This window comes from Streptomyces barkulensis (assembly GCF_002843305.1).
GTDB lineage: Bacteria > Actinomycetota > Actinomycetes > Streptomycetales > Streptomycetaceae > Streptomyces > Streptomyces barkulensis.
Genome location: NZ_PGSG01000054.1, coordinates 69,511 through 88,280 on the forward strand (window position 1 = coordinate 69,511; position 18,770 = coordinate 88,280).

Sequence of the window (18,770 nt, forward strand, 5' to 3'; positions counted from 1 at the left end):
CCAGGCACCTGAACCGTGTACGCGGGCGAGCAAACACGATTTGGTGACGCTCGGCGCGGAGATCAGGAAGGTCGCCGTCACGCTCCCGGAATCGCCGATTGATCATCCCTGCCCTCGCCCACTGCCTGACCGGATTCGAAGGCGCGCGGCGACGGCTCGGACGGCGGCGATGTCGGGGCGGTCCCGGTGGCGGCCGTTCCAGGCCAGGACCGCGGTGCTGGGCGGCAGTTCGGGTACGTCGAGGTAGCGGACTCCGGGCCGGGGATAGAAGTCGCGGGCCCGGGCGGGCAGGAAGGCGATGCCCTGTCCTCTGGCGACGGTCGTCAGCATGCTCTCGACGTCATCGACGACGGGGCCGTAGCGGACAGGCGCGCCGTCGGGGCGCGGGTCGGCGCTCCAGTGTTCCCACCAGGCACGGGATGCCCACGACGGTACGTCTACGACGGTGTGACGGGCGAGATCGGCGAGGGACACGGCGGTGTGTGCGGCGAGAGGGTCGTCGGCGGGCAGGCAGACGACCCGACGCTCGCGGCTCAGTGGAAGGACCTGGATGCCCGCGGGCACGGGCTCGCGCAGGAACGCAATGTCCACATCGCCTCCCAGAAGTGCCTGGAACTGCTCGCCGAAGCCGAGGGCTCGCAGTTCGACCGCCAGACGCGGATGCTCCTGTGCGAGGCCTGCCAGAACGGCCTGCGCGTAGTTTGTGGTGGCCTCGCCGCCTATCCCTCCGACGCGCAGGCTCCCGGCGACTTCACGGAGGTGCCGCTCGGCAACCGCGTGCAGTCTGTCCACGGCGGCCAGGACCTCACGGGCTTCCGGCAGCAGCGCCCTGCCCGCCGGCGTCAGGCTCACGGCTCGGCTGGTGCGGTCGAAGACGGCGACGCCCAGCGCATCCTCCAGGGCACGCACCTGCCGACTGACCGCAGGCTGCGTGGTGAACAGCCGGGCGGCGGTGCGCCCGAAGTGCAGTTCCTCGGCCAGGACGGTGAAGATCCGTAGTTGGTGCAGGTCAGGTGTACGAGTGGCTGCGGTCCGGCGGCCCTCATTCATACGTCCAGCGTATCGATGCCGCGGCTTCCCGCATGAGGCTTCCTCTTCCGCGTGTGGTGCGTCCCCGGCAGGCTTTCCGTGCACAGGGAAACGACCACACGCACAGCGCGGTCCGGGCGCAGTTCGCAGGGCCGTGCCGTCACTCTGCCATGGGGGAACACATGCGCACGAAGCACTCGGTTCTCGGCCTTGCGGCCGGGGTCGCCTCGCTCCTGGTCTCCGCCGCCGTCACCGGGCCCGCCCAGGCGGCCACCCCTGCGGACGGAGGCGCTACCGTCCAGGTGATGAAGGCCCCGCCGGCGCCGGAGGAAGCGCGGACCGTGCAGGCCCAGGGAGCGGCTGCGACCTCTCCGGGCATCTCGCCGAGCGTCAGGACCGCTCATGTGCCGCCTTACAGCGACTTCCCCTGCGCCAGCGGCAACCTCTGCACCCTGGCCTGGGACTCCACGAAAGGCATGTGGAAGGTCTTCTACCTCTACACCTGCAACCGGTACCACCTGACCAACTGGCTCGGCACCGGTCACTACGCGAACAGGCAGACCGGCAGCCCGACCTCATACTTCTACGGCAGCAGCGGAAACGTCATCAAGTCCTTCAAGCCCTTCAGCGGGACGCGACAGCAGGACTGGGGGCCCGTCTGGTCCATTCGCAACTGTTGAGCGCACACCGTGCGGTCCCGGCGGGCGGGGAGTGGACCCGCACCGCCGAACCTCGGGCCATGCCGCCTTGCTTGATGGTTTCGGTCCGGTCTGAAAGGACATCACCTCGCCAGTCCGATCACCGCACACTGACCATGATCACAGCACAGCAAAGGAGGAAAATCGTGCGTAACCGTGTCCTCGGGGCCCTTGCCACGGCCGCCGCGTTCGCTGGCGTCGTGGGTGCGGCCGCCGCCCCGGCATCCGCCTCGAGCTGGATCACTCCGGAGCAAGTCCACAGCATCACAAACCCGAGAACCGCCGTGTTCAAGGAAACTCCGGCCGGTACCGTCCAGGTCCGTTACGGCACGTACGGCGGGGTCCAGTACGGCTGGGGGCGTGTGGTGAATCCGGCGGCGGGCTACGACCTCATGTTCGAGGTTGACACTGACGGGGACCGTAAAGCGGACACATTCTCAGGGGACTTCAACATCTCGGGGGGCGGTATTCACTGGACCGGGGGGTATCCCACGTCGTCCAGCAGCAAGGTCGCGTTCCGTGCGTGCATCACCAAGCAGTTGACGTGCGCGGAAACCACTTACAGAACCGCGTGGTGGTGACGACGCGATCGGCATCGGCGCTTGAGGGCGGGAACCGGTTCGGTGCTGTGCCCGGAGAGGGGTCGCCGAGGGGATCAAAGGCCGGCCGGGCGATGCGCCGGAGGGCCGGCGCCGGTGGGCCGGCGCCGGTGGGCCGAGGAGGCGTTCCATCCGCCGCAGCCGTGGCGGCGGATGGGGTCGGCTGTCCGCGACCCGGCCGACGGGCGATCGCGGCCGGCCAGGCCGGCCCCGGGGTCGGCCCGGTCCATCCGGGCTGTACTTCGGCGGCCTGAAACGATGACCAAGGGCAGGGGGCCGCGTCCTGCCCCGAGGTGAGTGCAAGGTCGATCTGGCGGGCGAGGACGGTCGGGGGGCCGTGTCGCTCCGGAGGGGCGGCCCTCGGCGGCACGGGCGGCGGGGAAAAGGGCTGGAGGCGGCACAGGCGCGGGTGGGAGCGTGGCCCCATGAACACGATCGACGATCTCATAGCCCTGGCCGCCGTCCACGGCCTGCACCTGTCCGCGCAGGACGCCACCGTGAACGAGGCGGGCCTGGACTACCGGGTCGTCATGGCCTTCGACACAAGCGGCCGCAGGTGGGTGCTGCGCGTGCCGCGCCGGGCCGATGTCTCCGAGGGCATGGCCGCCGAGAGGCGCATCCTCGACCTGGTCGCCCCCGTCCTGGCCGAGGACGGCGTCGCGGTCCCCGACTGGCAGGTCCGCTCCCCCGAGCTGATCGCCTATCCGGCCCTGCCCGGCGCCCCGGGCCTGACGCTGACCGATGCCGGGGAGCCAAACTGGCACATGGATCCCGCCAGTCCGGTCTACGCCGAGCGCCTGGGGCGTCTGCTGGCCCGCCTGCACTCCATTGCCCCGGAGCGGGCCGAGGCCGCGGGGGTCGAGGTCCGCACCCCGGCCCGGGTACGTCAGGCGTGGCGGGAGGACATCGCCCGCGTGAGCGAGGCCTTCACCGTCTCCCCCGCCCTGACCGAGGCCTGGCGGGCCTGGCTCGAGGACGACACCTGCTGGCCCGAGCGGACCGTGATGACCCACGGCGAGATCTACCCCGCGCACGTGCTGCTGGACGAGGAGGGCACGATCACCGGAGTCCTGGACTGGACCACCGCCCGCGTGGACGACCCCGCCCGTGACCTGTCCTTCCAGTACGGCGCCGCGGGCGAGGAGATGCTGCAAGCCACCCTCACCGCGTACGAGCGGGCGGGCGGGCACGTCCACCCCGGCCTGGCGGCCCAGGCGAAGCACCTGTGGGACTCCTCCCCGATCGGGTACGCCCTGTACGCGCTGACCACCGGCGCCGAGACCGACCGGGCCACCGCGGCGGCGATGCTGAACCCCGAGGCCTGACGCCCCGCCCGGTCCTGCGGCGGTGCTCCCGGAGAACCGTGGGCCGATCGGCGCCGGGTCCGGCTGAGTTCCTCAGCCGGACCCGGCGCCGATCGGCCATCCCAACACTTAGCCCTTGCGCTAACTATCACCCCGCGCAATACTTAGCCATATGGCTAAGTATTCGGCGGAGCTGGACGGCGTGTTCGTCGCCCTCGCCGACCCGACCCGGCGTGCGGTCGTCCGGCACCTCGGCCACGGGCCCAGAAGCGTCGGCGACCTCGCCCGCGAGTTCCCGATGACCCTCCCCTCGTTCATGAAGCACGTTCGGACGCTCGAGTCGAGCGGGCTCATACACACGGTCAAGTCCGGCCGGGTGCGCAGCTGCGTACTCAACCGCGAGCGGCTCGCCCTCGTCGACGACTGGCTCGCACAGCAGCGCCGGATCTGGGAGGAGCGCACCGACCGACTCGAGCAGTTCGTCACCGACCCGGAGGAGAACAGGCAGTGAACCCCGACCCCGGCCCCGGATTCGGCCGCACCCCCGGCCCCCGCTTCGACCCCGACCTCGATCTCGCCCTGGAGCGGATCATCCGGGCGCCGCGCGCGACCGTCTGGCGCGCCTGGACCGACCCGTCCCGGCTCGAGCGATGGTGGGTCCCCGCCCCGGCCCGCTGCCGGGTGGACCATCTGGAACTGCGGCCCGGCGGGGCGTTCGTGACGCGGCTGAGCGAGGACGGCGCCGGGTTCGTCCCGCACCTGGACGCGTGCTTCCTCGCCGTCGACGAGCTCCACCGGATCGTGTTCACCAACGCGGTCGACAGCGCCTGGCGCCCCGCCGATCCCGCCCCGGTCGCGATGACCGCCACGATCACACTGGCCGACCACCCGGAGGGCACGGACTACCGGATGGTCGTGCGGCACGGCGACCCGGAGGCCCGCGCCCGCCACGCCAAGCTCGGCTTCGCCGAGGGCTGGGGTTCGGTCGCCGACCAGCTGGCCGCCCTCGCCGAGAGCACGGCCACGCGACGGGCTGCGCGATGAGGATCGCCATCACCGCCTTCACCACGCTCGACGGGGTCAGCCAGGGGCCCGGCTCGCCGGAGGAGGACACCAGCGGCGGTTTCGGCCGCGGCGGCTGGCTCGTGCCCCACATGGACGGGACGTTCGTGCGGCGCGCCTCCGCGTGGCTCGACCTCGCCGACGGCCTGCTGCTGGGCCGGCGCACCTACGAGGCGTTCGCACGCGACTGGCCGGCGATCACCGACCCGGCCGACCCATTCGCCGAGCGGATGAACACACTGCCGAAGTACGTCGTCTCCAACACCCTCACCGAGGGGTCCTGGCACCCCACGACCGTGCTCGGGGGCGATCCGGTCGGCGCGGTCGCCGAGCTCAGGGCTCGGCCGGGGCGGGAGATCCAGATCCACGGCAGCGCCCGCCTGGGGGACGCGCTGTTGGCCGCCGGCCTGGTCGACACGCTCCGCCTCGTGGTCGCGCCCACGGTGCTCAGGGCCGGCCGCCGCCTGATGTCCGGCCCCGGCGCCCCCTGCGGTCTCCGGCTGGTCCGCCACGAGGCGACGCCGAACGGACTGCTGCTCCTGGAGTACGAGACGACGGGCGAGGCGTCACAGGGCACGTACGAGGGCGTCACCGCCTTCGTCCGGTAGCCCGGCGGGCCGCCCGGATCCACTCCATGGCGTGTGACGCCGGCCGGGGTGAGGTCGTGGACTGGGCGACCCACCTCTTCGGGCATGCGGCATACCCGGAGATGGCCAAGCGTTCCGTTTCCCTGGGTTCCGGACGACGCGGAACGCATGGCGCAGTGATCGGGTGCCCGTCTCGGACGGTGGGCGATGCCCTGCCGTGCCTGCCGCCCGGGACTTGTCCGGCCGGTCATGCGACGGAGGCAGATGGAGACGGCGGTCTTGCGCCGCCGGTCAGTGAGCTGTCGCAAGCCGCTGGTACACCGTCACCCGGCGGCCACGAATCTGCTCGCCGGCCACCGGCGTGAAGTACTCCTTCAGCACGGTGGTTTTCATGTTGTCCCGCTCGGCCGTCACCGGTTTCGCCACCCGCGTCGCGTCCGTCACCAGCAGTATCCGTTGCTGGGCCAGCATCGCAGCACGTATGTGATCCGGGCTCGCCTCCACGCCTTTCAGGGTCCCGGACCTCTCCGGGCTCTCCGCGAGAGCTATGTCCCGCAGTCCGGCAAAGGCGTTTGGTGAGACGGACTTGGTGTCCCTGCGCGCTGACGGGACGAAGAGCACCGCACTCCCGGTTTCTTTCATCCGCCGCACCTCCGACGCCACCGCCAGGACATCGTCCACCCTGCTTGCCGGGGACCGCTTGGCCAGTGTCTGCGGCAGCAGTGCCACCACCGCCACGGCAACCACTGCAGGGAGAATCCACTTCGATGCTCTTGGGAGCCGGGGCCTGACCGCCTGGATCGCCGAGCCGACGGCAGTGCCGATCAGCAGTGCCAGCCCCAGCATGCTGTAGAGGATGTACCGGTCCAGGAACAACGGCTGAATCAGGGAAAGGGCGATGAGGCCGATCTGCGGCACCGCCAGCAGCGGTAACCCGACGGCTGCCACCGACAGCCGGCCTGCTCGGGGCCGGTCCAGTAGCGCGCCGACGCCACCGATGGCCAGCAGAACCGCTGGGCCGATCAACATGTGCCAGGACAGCGGCGGTATCCATGACACCTGTGCGGACTGGCCCCGGCTGAAGAGGATCAACGGCAGCACACAGGCCGTGGCGGCCGCGGAGGCTGTCATCCAGCGTGTCCAAACTTCGCGCCCGGCTCGTGTCCACAGGAGAGTTCCCAGGTGTGCCGCGCAGATCACAAGTGAGAGCCAGTTCAGCAGCCCCATCAGACAAACGGTGCCGCCGTATGCGGCCCAGCACAGCCTCCGGCCACGCCCGCGAAGCGCAGTCACGAGGAGCAGTGTGGAGATCCCGGCACCGGCGGCGACCATCGCGTAGGGCCGCCCCTCCTGGAGGTAGAACTGCACAGCGGGCAGCAGCCCGAACGCCATACCCCCTGCCAAGCCCACCCACACGCCGGCCAGCCTGTGACCGATGACCGCCACGCAGGCCGCCGCGACTCCCATGGCCAGCACCGAGGGCAGCCGCAGGGTTGTGGTGCCGGCCCCGAAGCAGTCGAACAGCACGTGCATCAGCAGGTAGTAACACCCGTGCACGACGTCGACGTTACCCAGCATGTGCCAAATCTCGGCTGTGGAGCGTTCGGCCACCTGCCAGGTCGCGGCCTCGTCCCGCCACACGCTGTCCTGCCGCGACAGCCCCCACAGGCCGAGGGAGACAGTCCACAGCACCGGAAGCAGCCAGATGAGAACGGCGCGACGCAGGGGGGCGGCTTCTGCCGCGAACGTCGCCTCGGCCTCCAGGTGGCGAGGCGACAAACGTAACTTGCGGTCAATCGACATCGAGGAGGGCTTCCGGATCGGTCGTTGAAGAGGGCGGGCGGTCAGGCGTCACTCATTGATCACGAACGTATGCACCCTAGTACTCCAGTACGAGCGTGGGGCCGCACGGCCGGATCACGGTGAACCGGGGGTGGACCACGCCGACATCACCGCCGCGTTGAGCCTCGTCCCGCTGGTCCGCGGGGAAATGGCCCGGAGTCGCGGCACGACCTGGCAGGAGATCGCCTTCGGGCTCGGGCTCGGCACCCCGCAGGCGGCCAGGCAGCGATACGAACGTCCGGCCGGCCGCGTCGCGGCCGATGCGGCCGACGCGGAAGGCCCGCAGTAGGAGGCCCCGTACCGGATTCGCCTACCGGTCAGGGGCCGATCGTCCGGGGCTGCGGCCTCCAGACGCATGCCGGTCTTCCACGCCTTGGAAGAGATCTCCGGGAATCCGGCCGACGACGACTACAGCGGGGCCGCGTCGCGCGAGGGGGCGGCGGTGCTGGCGCGGACGGTGAGGGTGGGGTCGGGGGCGCGGCGGTGTTCGACGCGGTGGCCGGCTACGACGTCCCGGAGCCGGCGGGCGGCCAGGGCGCCGTAGGCGGCGATGTCGCGGTGCAGCGCGGTCAGCCCGGGGTGGACCAGCCGGCACAGCGGTGAGTCGTCCCAGGCCACCAGGGAGACGTCGGCGGGGACGCGGACGCCCAGGCTCTGCGCGGCGCTCAGGCCGGAGACGGCCATCACGTCGTTGTCGTAGAGGATCGCGGTGGGGCGGTCCTCGCCCTCCAGCAGGGCGCGGGTGGCGGAGCAGCCCTGTTCGCCGCTGTAGTCGGCCTCCACGCTCCGGCCGGTGACGCCCCGCTCGGCGGTGGCGGCGGCGAACGCCTCAGTGCGCAGGAGGGTGTGCCGCAGGGCGGCGGGCCCGGTGACGTGGGCGATGGAGCGGTGCCCGAGGTCGGCGAGGTGGGTGACGGCGGTGCGCACCCCCGCCGCGTCGTCGCTCCACACCGCGGGCAGGCTTCCGGTGCCGACGGGTGCGCCGATCACCACGGCGGGCAGGCGCAGCTCCTCCAGGGCGCGTATCCGGGGATCGTCCACCCGCAGGTCGACCAGGAAGACGCCGTCGACCTTGCGCTGCGCCCACCAGGCCCGGTAGGTGGCCGTCTCGGCGTCCGCGTCGGGCGCGACGGTGAACAGCAGGGAGGTGCCGTCCCCGGACAACTCGCTCTGGATACCGGAGACCAGCTGCATGAAGAACGGCTCGATGCCCAGGGAGCGGGCCGGGCGGTCCACCACCAGTCCGAAGGCCCCGGCCCGGCCGTCCGAGAGGGCCCTGGCGGCGCTGTTGGGCTGCCAGCCCAGCTCCTGCGCGATGGCGAGCACTCTGGCGCGGGTCGCCTCCGACACCCCCGGGCGGCCGTTGAGCGCGAAGGACACCGCGCTCTTGGTGACCCCCGCACGGCGGGCGATGTCCACCATCGTGGGACGCTTCACCGCTTCTCCCTCCCGCCCGCGGTCGCCGGCGAACCGGGGCTCATCCTAGAGCGGACCGCTCACGCCCGGAACACGCGTTCCGAAGGCCACCCGAAGGCCACCCGAAGGCCGCGGCCCGGCCCCGGGGAGGGCCCGTACATCACCCGCGCCCGCCGGGGTAGGAGGCGAAGGAGGACAACCGAGCTCAAAGGGTGCGGCTCGCCGCGACGGGCACCCGTGAACAGCTGGAGGAACCGTGCCGGGCATTCTGAGCAAGATCGCCATGTTCGCCCGAACCCCGCAGGGTCGCCGTCTGACCCGGCAGGCCAAGAGGGCGGCCTCAGACCCCAGGAAGCGGGCCCAGGCCAAGCAGGCCCTGAGCAGGCTGCGCGGCCGGGGGCAGGGGCGTCACTGAGGCGCGCCGCCCCTGCCCGGCCCGCCGGCCCGGGGTACGGCTTCACCCCCGAGCACCCCCGAGCACCGCCGCCCGCCGCCGTGGAGAGACGACGGCGGGCGGCGGTGTGCTGCCAGGATGGGCGCATGACCGGTATCAGGATCGGGGACGGCGGTGGTTTCGGCGGGATCACCCTCGTCCACACGGCGGATCTGGACGCCTCCGTACGCGCTGCGGCCCGGTCCCTGCTCGACGAGGTGTTCGAGGGGGACATGACCGACCAGGACTGGGAGCACGCCCTGGGTGGTGTGCACGCGCTGGCCTGGGACGGTCCGGAGCTGGTGGGCCACGCCTCACTGGTGCAGCGGCGGCTGCTGCACGGCGGCCGGGCGCTGCGCGCCGGCTATGTGGAGGGCGTGGGGGTCCGCGCCGACCGGCGCGGGCGCGGACACGGGGCGGCGCTGATGGGGTCGCTGGAGCGGGTGGTGCGCGGCGCGTACGACCTGGGGGCTCTGGCCTCCACCGACGAGGCGCTGGGTTTCTACGCGGCGCGCGGCTGGCTGCTGTGGCGGGGGCCCGTCTCGGCGCTCACTCCCTCGGGCACCGTGCGTACGGAGGAGGACGACGGGTGCGTGCACGTGCTGCCGGTGGCTGGCGGTGCGGAGCCGGACACCTCCGGTGAGCTGGTCTGCGACTGGCGCGAGGGCGATCTCTGGTAGTCGGCCGGCTCCGCCGGCGGGGCAGGGTGCCCGGCGTGGCGTCGGGGCGGGCCGTATCCGCCCGGCGTGTTCCGCTGCCCGGTCCACCACGGCCCACGCGGGCGGGTCCGTCGAGGGCGCACCGGGCTTCCGCCGGAGCGGTCACGGGCGTCGCGGCCGTTTCGGCGGCGATCCCGCGCAGACGGATTGTCTGCGGATGCCATGGGTGTCATGCTCACAACGCCTGTCGGTAAACCGGCGGTAACCCCCCTACTGCACCGTGAGGAGCCGCACGTGAGCGATCCCCGAACCCAGCGGCGCACACCGCCCGGCACCGCCCCGGAAGCACCGGCCGCCCCGGACGCCCCCGCCCGCGCGCCGGGCAGCAGCCGCCGCGGCGTCCTGCGCGCCACCGCCGCGGCGACGGCCGGGCTCGGCATCGCCGGGCTCCCCACGACCGCGGCCCACGCCGCCGAAGACACCACCGCCGGCCGCACCACCGCCGCATCCGGGCGGGCCGATGCCGCGGGAGCCGGCTCCTATCTGGTGGGGCGCGGCATCGCGGACGCCACCGGCGAGGTGGCCGAGGTCGGCATGATGGGCTACGGGCGCACCGACCAGCAGGCCCAGGGCCTGCACAACCGGCTGCGGGCCCGCGCCTTCGTCATCGCCGACCGGGCCGGGGACGGGAGCGCCGGGGAGCGGGTGGCCCTCGTCGTGGTCGACTCCCCCATGATCTTCTCCAGCGTGCACCAGGCGGTGCTGCGCGCCCTGGACGAGCGGTACGGCGGCCTCTACGACGCCCGCAACACCATGATCACCGCCACCCACACCCACGCCGGTCCGGGCGGCTACTCCCACCACCTGCTCTACAACATCACCACGCTCGGCTTCCACGCCAAGACCTTCGACGCGGTCGTGCGCGGCATCGTGGAGGCCGTGGGCCGGGCCCACGCCGATCTGGCGCCTTCCGAACTGTCGCTCTCCCGGGGGGAGTTGCGCGGAGCCAGCGTCAACCGCTCCCGTACCGCCTTCGACCGCAACCCGGCCGACGTCAAAGCCCACTTCCCCGACGCGATCGACCCGCTCACCACGCTGCTGCGGATCGAGCGGCAGGGGCGGCTGGTGGGCGCGGTCAACTGGTTCGCCACCCACTGCACCAGCATGTCCGGCGACAACCGGCTCATCAGCGCCGACAACAAGGGATACGCCGCCTACCACTGGGAGCGCGAGGTGGCGGGCGCGGACTACCTGGCCGGCGGCGCGCCCGAGGTGATCGCCGCCTTCGCGCAGACCAACGCCGGCGACATGTCCCCCAACCTCGACCTGGAGCCGCCGGCCACGCCGGAGGACTTCGAGCACACCCGGGCCAACGGTCTGCGCCAGTACCGGGCCGCCGCGCGGCAGTTGGACCGGCCCGGCACCCGGCTGTCGGGCGGCGTGGACTCCCGGCTGGTGTATGTGGACCTCTCCGACGTCACCGTGGGACCGGAGTTCACCGGTGACGGGCGCACCCACAGGACGGCCAAACCGGCCGTCGGCGCGGCCATGGCGGCGGGCAGCACGGAGGACGGGCCGGCCTTCCCCGGCTTCTCCGAGGGCGAGAACCCCTTCTGGGACGCCGTCTCCGACTCGGTGATCTACACCGTCTCGCCGGAGCTGCGCGACGCCCACGCGCCCAAGGCGATCGCCGTGCCCATCGGGGAGATGAACCGGATCTACCCCTGGGTGCAGGAGATCGTCCCCGTGCAGCTGGTGCGGATCGGCCGCCTGTACCTGATCGGCGTTCCCGGCGAGGTCACCATCGCGGCGGGGCTGCGGCTGCGGCGCACCGTCGCACAGGCCACCGGCGCGGACCTGGACGACGTGCTGGTGGCGGGCTACGCCAACTCCTACTTCCACTACCTGACCACCCCCGAGGAGTACGACGCCCAGCACTACGAGGGCGGCAGCACCCTCTTCGGCCGCTGGCAACTGCCCGCGATCCAGCAGGTCTCGGCGGAGCTGGCCCGTGCGATGCGCGAGGGGCGGGCGCTGCCGGCCGGCCCAAAGCCGCCCGACCTGTCCGCCGCGCCGCTCGCCCTCCAGCCGCCGATCGTGCTGGACGCCCCGCAGATCGGACGCTCGTTCGGTGACGTGCTGAGCCAGCCACGCGAGGGCTACCGGGCCGGCGAGCGGGTCACGGCGGTGTTCGCCGGCGCCCATCCCGGCAACGACCTGCACCGGGGCAGCACCTATCTGCGGGTGGAGCGGTACGAGGGCGGGGTGTGGCGCACGGTCGCCGACGACGGCGACTGGTCGACGGCCTTCCGCTGGGAGCGCGACGGGATCGCCGCCTCGAAGGTGACCGTCACCTGGGACGTGCCCGCCGACGCCGCCCCCGGCCGCTACCGCGTCCGCTACCACGGCGACGCCAAGCCCCTGGTGGGCGGCGCCCGTTCCTTCTCCGGCACCACGCGCACGTTCACCGTGCTGGCCTGATCCTTCCCGGCGGCCGGGCGTCCCGCACTATGCTCCACCGGGCCGCCCGGCCCGCCGGGGAGGTGGGGTGAGTGACGTACGAGCCGGTACCGCTGCACCGGCTGGAGGTGCCCGCGCCGAACGCGCTGCCGTTCGCCATCGGCTCCTTCGACACCATCGGGCCGCTGTCGCGCGCCGGCTTCCCGCACCGGCACGTCTTCCACGAGGTCGTGTACGTCACCAGCGGAAGCGGCACGCATGTGGTGGACGCGGTGCCGTGGCCGCTGAGCCCGCCGAACCTCTGCGCGGTCGTTCCCGGTCAGGTGCACCACTGGCGCGGGGTCTCGGGCCTGAACGGCTGGGTGGTGCTGTTCACCGACGACTTCCTGCTGGAGCACCCGGAGGACCGCGAGACGCTGCGGGGGCTGCGGGAGCGGCCGTGGCTGCGGCCGCCGCGCGACGAGGCGGTGCGGCTCTCGGCGCTGCTGCGGGAGATGGACCGGGAGTACCGCGCCCGGGGCGAGGGATTCGCCTCCGTCCTCCAGTCCTATCTGCACGTCCTCCTCGTCCGCGCGAGCCGGCTGTCCGGCGGCGGCCCGCCCGCCGCAGCGGCCGGGCCGGAGGGCGGACGGGTGTCCAAGGCGGCCCGGGACTTCGGCCGGCTGCTGGAGGAGCCGGAGGCCGGACGGCTGTCGGTGCGCGAGTGCGCGGCGCGGCTGGGGGTGTCGGCCGGCCATCTGAACGAGACGGTCAGGCGGGCCACCGGGCGCACCCCGGGACAACTCCTGCGCCGGGCGCGGGTGCTGGAGGCCAAACGGCTGCTGACGGGGACGGGGATGACGGTGAGCCAGGTGGCCCGGCAGGCGGGCTTCTGCGATCCGGCGTACTTCTGCCGCTTCTTCCGCCGGGAGACCGGTGTCACCCCGGGCGCCTTCCGCAGCGGGGCCCGGGAGGGCGGCGGAGCGGGCGCCGACGGTGGGACGGAGCGGGGCGGGACCGGAACGAATCACCACGACCGCTGAATCCTGTCCATCGCCTCCGCCCGGACACCCGCATAGGTTCAGACCTGCTCGCGAAAGGTCCATACCACCTTCCCCGACAGCAGGAGAACCCGTGGAAGACCACACCACCCCCCGCCCCGGAGCCGGCTCCGAACCGGCCTCCGGGACCGGCTCCGGGACCGGCTCCGGGCCCGGCTCCGGGCCGCGCCCCATCAGCCGCAAGAACCTGCTCAAGGGGGCGCTGCTGGCCGCTCCCCTGCCGCTGCTCGTCGGCGGTGCGCCGGCCCTGGCCCGCAACCTGCGGCCGGCGTCCGCCGGCGAGCAGCTCCCGCTCACCCCGTACTGCGACGACGGGGACGACCCCACACCACCGCAGATGGAAGGCCCGTACTTCAAGCCGAACTCGCCGCGCCGCACCTCACTGGTCGACGCGGGCACCCAGGGCACACGGCTGACCGTCAGCGGGTACGTGTTCGGCCGGGCCTGCCGGCCGATCGTGGACGTACTGCTGGACTTCTGGCAGGCGGACGTGAACGGCGCCTACGACAACACCGGCTACCGGTTCCGCGGCCACCAGTACACCGACGCACAGGGAGCGTTCGAACTCACCACGATCGTCCCCGGCCTGTATCCGGGCCGCACCCGGCACATCCACGTCAAGGCGCAGGCGCCGGGCCGTCCCGTGCTGACCACCCAGCTCTACTTCCCGGGCGAGCCGCGCAACGGCACCGACGCGATCTTCGACCCCGCGCTGCTGATGAACGTGCGGACGGTCGGCTCGGCGAAGGAGGCGACGTTCGACTTCGTCCTCGACGTCTCCCAGACGCCGCCGCCCACCCCGCCCCCGGACGGCCCCGGCGGCACCTGGCGCGCGGGGGTGAACTACGGGGCCGGTGACCGGGTGGAGTACGGCGGAGCCTCCTACACCTGCCTCCAGGCACATCTGTCCCAGGCCGGCTGGGAGCCGCCGAACACCCCGGCCCTGTGGCGGCGGGCCTGATCCCCGCCGACCGATCCCCGCCTGCCGGGTCTCTTCGCCCGGGCCACGCCACCCGGGCCCGCCACCGAAACCCGGCGGCGGGCCCGGGCGTGGTCAGTCGGCCGCCGCGGCCCCGGTCTGCGGGCCCCGGCGGGAGCCGAGGCAGGCCAGGAGTCCGTCGCGGTGCAGCCCGGCGACCGGCGCCATCAGGTCGGGGTGCCGCAGCAGGGGCGCGGCCTGCCGGTCGAGCCCGTCGGGCGCGGCCAGCCTGCGGAAGTCGACCGCCAGCCCCCGCGCGTGCTCGCTGCGCAGGGCACCGGCCACCGCCTCCTCCACCAGGTCCGGCGAGGTCAGCAGGCAGGCCGCCCAGCTGGCGAGGACCTCGTCCACCCAGGTGCGCCAGGCGCTCCCCGTCTCGCCGGGTTCGCGGGGCACGGGGATCCACGGCAGTCCGGCGGACGCGCCGTCGGGACCGTCGTGGCCGCCGGAGCTGTCGGGGTCGCCCGGGCCGCCGGAGCCGGCCGGCTCCGGGGCCGCCGCGCCGGTGATCCGGTCCAGCCGCAGGGCGCCACCCGGCCCGGCGACCGCCACCAGCGCGGCGTCCAGCGGCGTCGGATAGCGCAGCCAGGCCGCGACCGTGACCGCCTGGCGCGCCTGCGCCTCGGCCAGGGAGGCGCTGAGCACGCCGCCGGCGGTCGGGTAGGAGCGGACCAGCCACCGGGTGGTGGCGGCTATGACGGAGGAGAGATCAGCAGACACCTTGGTCCCGCATTTCGGAAGAGCGGATTCCGGTATTCGGTACCTCGATGGTAACGAGACCCGCCCGGGCCGCCGGGGTGAATCGCGCCACCGGACCCCGGCGGCACGCGGAACACCTCACCGGGAGCCGAACCGGAGGGAGGCGCGCGGGAGAGCGCGCGGGAGAGGGTCTCGTCACCGGCCGTGTGCCGGGCTACGGTGACCTGTGACAGCCGCGCCTTCGGTGGTGACCGCACCGGCGGCGCGGGCGGACCCGGCGGGACACGGCGGAAGGGGAACTGCCGTTGAACTGCACCACATGCGGAGCCACCGTCATCCAGGGCCCCGACGGGCGCTGGTCCTGCGGCAACTGCGGAGCGACCGGATGACCCCATCACACTCCGACGTCCCGGCACCCGATGTGGCCGTGATGCACTGCGCGCAGTGCGGCTGGGCGGTCCAGGAGGGGCCGCGCGGCGGCTATGTGTGCACCCAGTGCTTCCACACCGTCGAGCCGCCACTGGACTTCGGCAGGGGCTGACCCGGGGCCGCCCGCCCGCGTCCCGCCCCGGGTACGCCTCAGCCGCCCCCTCGCGCCCGGGGCACGCGCGGCGCCGTGCTGTGCGGAGCGGGCCGCCGTGCGGCGCGGGGCGAGCCGGGCACCGCGGCCAGGACGTGCTCCGGCGGTCCGTCCGCGCCGGACGGCGCGGGGGCGCCCTCCGGCGGGGGGAGCAGCGGACTGCCGTGGCGCAGCAACCACCAGCGGTAGGCGGGGCTGGCCCAGGCGACCTCGGCGTAGGCGGCCATGAGGTCGGTGTGCAGACCGCCGATCTCGGCCGCCGACGGGCTGTCCGACCGGCAGGCCAGTAACAGCCGTACCGCCAGCGGGTCGTCGCGCAGCGGGCGGATGACCATTCCCTGGCGCTGCTGGGAGACGGGCTGGCACACGCTCACCGCCTCGCCCCCGGCGATCAGCGCCGCGGCGGTGGTGTTGTCGGGCACGTGGACCATGCGCGGGTTCAGTCCGGCGGTCGCGAAGGCGCGGCGCGTGGCGGCCCACTCCCCGTCCGCCGTGAAGTCGACGATCCACTGGTCGTCGGCGAGGTCGGCCATGTCGACCACCCGTCGGCCGGCCTGGGGGTGGGTCTGGGGCAGGGCGATGAACTGCGGTTCCCTGTCGATCAGGACGTGCTGTTCCACCCCCGGGGGGAAACGCAGCGGAAAGCCCTCCGGCTCGTGGACGAACGCCACGTCCACCTGCCCGTCGGCGACCGTCTGGAGCAGCGAGTTGGCCGAGACGTCGATGTGGATCCCGGTCTCGGCCCCGGGGTAGCGCTCCCGGAGCCTGCGCACCCATCCGGCCACGGCGCGGCTGGCCGTGCTGCCGATCCGCAGCCGCGCCCCTCCGGCCAGCGCCGCCGCGCTCCTCGCCTCACTCACCAGGGCCGCCATGTCGGCGACGATCGGACGTGCGCGGCAGAGCACGGACCGTCCCAGGGCCGTGGGGCGGCTGCCCGTGCGCTCCCGGGTGAACAGCCGTCCGCCGATGGCGTTCTCGATACGGCGCAGCTGCGTGGTCAGGGAGGGCTGGCTCATGCCCAGGCGCAGCGCCGCCTTGCGGACGCTGCCGGCGTCGGCGATGGCGCACAGCACACGCAGATGCCTCACGTCGAGCTCCACCCCTGGAGGATAACGACGCCCCAACAGGCGGCACCAGCCGTCCAAACGCCACCGAAACGGCATGCCCGGCGTTCCCGGCGCACGACTTGGGCCGTCCCCGGCCGTTCCGGTGGTCCTCGGCGCGCCTCCTCCGGCCGGGGGCCGAGCGGTGCGATCACGGGTGATAGCCCGGCGCTATCGCCTGTTGGCATCATCCCGGCGGCGCGGAGGTCGAACACAATTCTGACTGACCGAAGTTCCTCCGCCGGACCCGGCCCCCACAGGTTCCGCATCAGGTTCCGCACCCGGGTTCACCGACGAGAAGGAGACCCCCCACATGAAGTTCTCCAGAGCCGCCCTGGCCGCGGCGCTCGGTCTGGGCACGGCCCTGAGCCTGACCGCGGTTCCGGCCTCCGCGGCCCCCTCCCAGGCCGACCGGCTCCCCGCCTCGGTCGCCGCGTACTCCGGCTCCGCCGCCGACCAGGCCAACACCAGGGCCTTCTTCGAGGCCGTGATGGAGTCCGCGCTGTCCAAGCAGCGGGCCACGGGCGCGCAGGCCGTCACGGTCGTCTACGACGCCAGCCGGGCGCCCTCGTTCGCCACCGAGATATCCCGCAGCGCCCAGATCTGGAACTCCTCGGTCAGCAACGTGCGCCTGGTCTCGGGCAGCAACGCCGACTTCCGGTACTACGAGGGCAACGACTCGCGTGGCTCCTACGCCAGCACCGACGGCCGCGGCAACGGCTACATCTTCCTGGACTACCGGCAGAACCAGGTCTACGACTCCACCCGCGTCACCTCGCACGAGACCGGCCATGTGCTGGGCCTGCGGGACAACTACTCCGGGCCGTGCAGCGAGCTGATGTCCGGCGGCGGCCCCGGCCCGTCCTGCACCAACGCCTACCCCAACTCCGCCGAGCGCAGCCGGGTCAACCAGATCTGGGCGTACGGCCTGAGCGCCTTCCAGAAGGAGTCCACCGCCAAGGCCCGCTGACGACAGGGCGGTTCTCCGGTGAGTCGGCTCACCGGCAGGCCGCCGACCGGCGCGGCCGCCCGCCGGCCCGGCGTTTTCTCCCCCCACGGACGCCGGTCCGGCGGCCCCACTCCGGCGCCGGGCAGGAGAGAGGAGCCCCTGCCCGGCGCCGGCGCCCACACCTCGCGCACGGCCCGTGCCGCCGCCTCGCCGAAGCCTCGCCGAAGCCCCGCCGAAGCCCCGTCTGCACCGCGCCTGTGCCGCGTCACGGGCGCAGGATCAGCCGGACCGGGTTGCCCTCCTTGCGCAGCAGCCGGTCCACCGCCTCCCGCGCCTCCGCCAGCGGCAGCACCCCGCTGACCGACCGCGAGAAGTCCAGCCGGTGCCGCCGCACCAGTTCGACGAGCTGCACCACATGCTCGTCGGACGAACCGTAGTGACCCAGCACCTGCTGCTGGAAGTAGCTGAAGGCGGTGCCGTCGGTGATGGTCAGCGGCTGGTCGGTGAGCCCCACCAGCACCAGCCTGCCGCCCGGCCCCAGGCAGCGCACCGCCTGCTCCCGCACCGCCGGCACCCCGGCGAAGTCGAAGGCGAAGGCCAGCCCGGCCCCGCCGGTCTCCCCCCGCACCCGGGCCGGCAGCTCGGGGTCGTCCGGGGAGAAGGCCAGGTCGGCGCCGAAGGCCAGGGCCCGCTCGCGCGCCTCGGGCAGGGGATCGACCGCGATGATCGGCGCGGCGCCCACCAGGCGCAGCAGTTGCACACCGTGCGCGCCCAGACCGCCCGCGCCCCAGACGCCGGCCGGGCGCGCGGGCTCGGTGCGGGCGGTGGCGGTGACGGCGGCCCACGGGGTGGACACCGCGTCCGGGATGATCGCGGCCTGCTCGAAGGGCAGCTCGTCCGGGATCCGCACCAGCGTCGACTCGGCCGCCACCGCGTACTCGGCCCAGCCGCCGTCGTAGTCCACGCCGCGGGTCCACACCACCCCGTCCCGCTCCTCCCCGGCCTGGAGCAGGACGCGCTGCCCCGGACGCCACCGGGTCACGCCCGCGCCCGGTTCGGCGACGACGCCCGCGACCTCGTGGCCGAGGGTGACGGTGTCCCCGGGCAGGTACAGCGGGGTGAGCGTGCCGTCGATCAGGTGCACGTCCGACAGGCAGACCCCCGCGGCCTCCACCTTGACCAGCACCTCCCCCGGCCCCGGGCGCGGGGTGGGCACCTCCTCCACCGAGAAGGCGCGCGTCTTCACGTCCAGCCGTCCGGCGAGCACGGTGACCACCTGTCTCCCACATCGGTGCCTGTGATCGTCCTGCGTCCCCGCCGGGGTACCCGTG

Annotated in this window: 19 protein-coding genes and 1 pseudogene; 14 read left to right on the plus strand and 6 right to left on the minus strand. The window is 73.2% G+C overall.

Annotated features, from left to right (window positions below; translation table 11 throughout):
• Window positions 1-102: 102 nt before the first annotated feature.
• Window positions 103-1,050 carry a LysR family transcriptional regulator gene (locus tag CUT83_RS11445; RefSeq protein WP_101255742.1) on the minus strand — a complete coding sequence of 316 codons (948 nt, stop codon included), beginning with the start codon at window positions 1,048-1,050 and terminating at the stop codon, window positions 103-105.
• Window positions 1,051-1,211: 161 nt separating this feature from the next.
• On the opposite strand from CUT83_RS11445, the gene CUT83_RS11450 reads away from it, so the two are divergent.
• The 6 genes from CUT83_RS11450 to CUT83_RS11475 all read left to right on the plus strand — a co-directional run bounded on the left by CUT83_RS11450 (window position 1,212) and on the right by CUT83_RS11475 (window position 5,300).
• Complete coding sequence (locus CUT83_RS11450; RefSeq protein ID WP_101255743.1) at window positions 1,212-1,709, plus strand: hypothetical protein; 498 nt, start codon at window positions 1,212-1,214, stop codon at window positions 1,707-1,709.
• Between the two features lie 164 nt (window positions 1,710-1,873).
• Entirely contained in the window at window positions 1,874-2,308 is a 435-nt protein-coding gene (locus tag CUT83_RS11455) for a hypothetical protein (protein WP_206282609.1), read from the plus strand.
• Window positions 2,309-2,751: 443 nt separating this feature from the next.
• Window positions 2,752-3,651, plus strand: a complete 900-nt coding sequence (locus CUT83_RS11460) for a macrolide 2'-phosphotransferase (RefSeq protein WP_101255745.1) — start codon at window positions 2,752-2,754, stop codon at window positions 3,649-3,651.
• A 151-nt stretch (window positions 3,652-3,802) separates the two neighbouring features.
• Window positions 3,803-4,141 carry an ArsR/SmtB family transcription factor gene (locus tag CUT83_RS11465; protein ID WP_093849432.1) on the plus strand — a complete coding sequence of 113 codons (339 nt, stop codon included), beginning with the start codon at window positions 3,803-3,805 and terminating at the stop codon, window positions 4,139-4,141.
• Entirely contained in the window at window positions 4,138-4,674 is a 537-nt protein-coding gene (locus CUT83_RS11470) for an SRPBCC domain-containing protein (RefSeq protein ID WP_101255746.1), read from the plus strand. The genes CUT83_RS11465 and CUT83_RS11470 overlap by 4 nt, the downstream gene beginning before the upstream one ends.
• Window positions 4,671-5,300, plus strand: a complete 630-nt coding sequence (locus CUT83_RS11475) for a dihydrofolate reductase family protein (RefSeq protein WP_093849430.1) — start codon at window positions 4,671-4,673, stop codon at window positions 5,298-5,300. The genes CUT83_RS11470 and CUT83_RS11475 overlap by 4 nt, the downstream gene beginning before the upstream one ends.
• 270 nt (window positions 5,301-5,570) lie before the next feature.
• Here the strand turns inward: CUT83_RS11475 and CUT83_RS11480 are convergent, their stop codons facing one another.
• Window positions 5,571-7,082 (minus strand): glycosyltransferase family 39 protein, encoded by a 1,512-nt coding sequence (locus CUT83_RS11480; RefSeq protein ID WP_240957878.1) that lies wholly within the window; start codon window positions 7,080-7,082, stop codon window positions 5,571-5,573.
• A 97-nt stretch (window positions 7,083-7,179) separates the two neighbouring features.
• Here CUT83_RS11480 and CUT83_RS11485 point away from each other — a divergent pair.
• Window positions 7,180-7,410: pseudogene (locus CUT83_RS11485) on the plus strand (DNA-binding protein); the annotation flags it as partial.
• A 119-nt stretch (window positions 7,411-7,529) separates the two neighbouring features.
• Here the strand turns inward: CUT83_RS11485 and CUT83_RS11490 are convergent.
• On the minus strand, window positions 7,530-8,558 hold the full coding sequence (locus tag CUT83_RS11490; protein WP_093849429.1) for a LacI family DNA-binding transcriptional regulator: 1,029 nt from the start codon (window positions 8,556-8,558) through the stop codon (window positions 7,530-7,532).
• A gap of 235 nt (window positions 8,559-8,793) precedes the next feature.
• Here CUT83_RS11490 and CUT83_RS30300 point away from each other — a divergent pair, with 235 nt between their 5' ends.
• From CUT83_RS30300 to CUT83_RS11510, 5 genes are all read left to right on the plus strand, one after another.
• On the plus strand, window positions 8,794-8,952 hold the full coding sequence (locus CUT83_RS30300; protein ID WP_165869445.1) for a hypothetical protein: 159 nt from the start codon (window positions 8,794-8,796) through the stop codon (window positions 8,950-8,952).
• 125 nt (window positions 8,953-9,077) lie between these two features.
• Window positions 9,078-9,650, plus strand: coding sequence for a GNAT family N-acetyltransferase (locus CUT83_RS11495; RefSeq protein WP_101255747.1), 573 nt, complete (start codon window positions 9,078-9,080; stop codon window positions 9,648-9,650).
• A gap of 381 nt (window positions 9,651-10,031) precedes the next feature.
• Window positions 10,032-12,110, plus strand: coding sequence for a neutral/alkaline non-lysosomal ceramidase N-terminal domain-containing protein (locus CUT83_RS11500; RefSeq protein WP_165869451.1), 2,079 nt, complete (start codon window positions 10,032-10,034; stop codon window positions 12,108-12,110).
• Between the two features lie 71 nt (window positions 12,111-12,181).
• Window positions 12,182-13,111: an AraC family transcriptional regulator gene (locus CUT83_RS11505; protein ID WP_240957876.1), complete on the plus strand. Its 930-nt coding sequence runs from the start codon at window positions 12,182-12,184 to the stop codon at window positions 13,109-13,111.
• A 91-nt stretch (window positions 13,112-13,202) separates the two neighbouring features.
• Window positions 13,203-14,090 carry a dioxygenase family protein gene (locus tag CUT83_RS11510; protein WP_101255748.1) on the plus strand — a complete coding sequence of 296 codons (888 nt, stop codon included), beginning with the start codon at window positions 13,203-13,205 and terminating at the stop codon, window positions 14,088-14,090.
• A 93-nt stretch (window positions 14,091-14,183) separates the two neighbouring features.
• Here the strand turns inward: CUT83_RS11510 and CUT83_RS11515 are convergent, their stop codons facing one another.
• Window positions 14,184-14,828, minus strand: coding sequence for a hypothetical protein (locus CUT83_RS11515; protein ID WP_101255749.1), 645 nt, complete (start codon window positions 14,826-14,828; stop codon window positions 14,184-14,186).
• A gap of 364 nt (window positions 14,829-15,192) precedes the next feature.
• Between CUT83_RS11515 and CUT83_RS30080 the strand changes: the two genes are divergently transcribed.
• Complete coding sequence (locus CUT83_RS30080) at window positions 15,193-15,348, plus strand: hypothetical protein (RefSeq protein WP_158238998.1); 156 nt, start codon at window positions 15,193-15,195, stop codon at window positions 15,346-15,348.
• 38 nt (window positions 15,349-15,386) lie between these two features.
• On the opposite strand, the gene CUT83_RS11520 is transcribed toward CUT83_RS30080, so the two are convergent.
• On the minus strand, window positions 15,387-16,487 hold the full coding sequence (locus tag CUT83_RS11520; protein ID WP_420882407.1) for a LysR family transcriptional regulator: 1,101 nt from the start codon (window positions 16,485-16,487) through the stop codon (window positions 15,387-15,389).
• Window positions 16,488-16,803: 316 nt separating this feature from the next.
• Between CUT83_RS11520 and snpA the strand changes: the two genes are divergently transcribed.
• Window positions 16,804-17,460 carry a snapalysin gene (gene snpA / locus CUT83_RS11525; protein ID WP_101255751.1) on the plus strand — a complete coding sequence of 219 codons (657 nt, stop codon included), beginning with the start codon at window positions 16,804-16,806 and terminating at the stop codon, window positions 17,458-17,460.
• Window positions 17,461-17,704: 244 nt separating this feature from the next.
• Here snpA and CUT83_RS11530 read toward each other — a convergent pair whose 3' ends face one another.
• Window positions 17,705-18,715, minus strand: coding sequence for a zinc-binding dehydrogenase (locus tag CUT83_RS11530; protein ID WP_101255752.1), 1,011 nt, complete (start codon window positions 18,713-18,715; stop codon window positions 17,705-17,707).
• Window positions 18,716-18,770 lie beyond the last annotated feature (55 nt).

Excerpts from the sequence above, each read along its gene's own strand:
- CUT83_RS11465 (WP_093849432.1), top strand. The coding sequence starts at position 3,803 with ATGGCTAAGTATTCGGCGGAGCTGGACGGCGTGTTCGTCGCCCTCGCC.
- snpA (WP_101255751.1), top strand. The coding sequence starts at position 16,804 with ATGAAGTTCTCCAGAGCCGCCCTGGCCGCGGCGCTCGGTCTGGGCACG.
- CUT83_RS11450 (WP_101255743.1), top strand. The coding sequence starts at position 1,212 with ATGCGCACGAAGCACTCGGTTCTCGGCCTTGCGGCCGGGGTCGCCTCG.
- CUT83_RS11445 (WP_101255742.1), bottom strand. The coding sequence starts at position 1,050 with ATGAATGAGGGCCGCCGGACCGCAGCCACTCGTACACCTGACCTGCAC.
- CUT83_RS11460 (WP_101255745.1), top strand. The coding sequence starts at position 2,752 with ATGAACACGATCGACGATCTCATAGCCCTGGCCGCCGTCCACGGCCTG.
- CUT83_RS11480 (WP_240957878.1), bottom strand. The coding sequence starts at position 7,082 with ATGTCGATTGACCGCAAGTTACGTTTGTCGCCTCGCCACCTGGAGGCC.
- CUT83_RS30080 (WP_158238998.1), top strand. The coding sequence starts at position 15,193 with ATGACCCCATCACACTCCGACGTCCCGGCACCCGATGTGGCCGTGATG.
- CUT83_RS11475 (WP_093849430.1), top strand. The coding sequence starts at position 4,671 with ATGAGGATCGCCATCACCGCCTTCACCACGCTCGACGGGGTCAGCCAG.
- CUT83_RS11495 (WP_101255747.1), top strand. The coding sequence starts at position 9,078 with ATGACCGGTATCAGGATCGGGGACGGCGGTGGTTTCGGCGGGATCACC.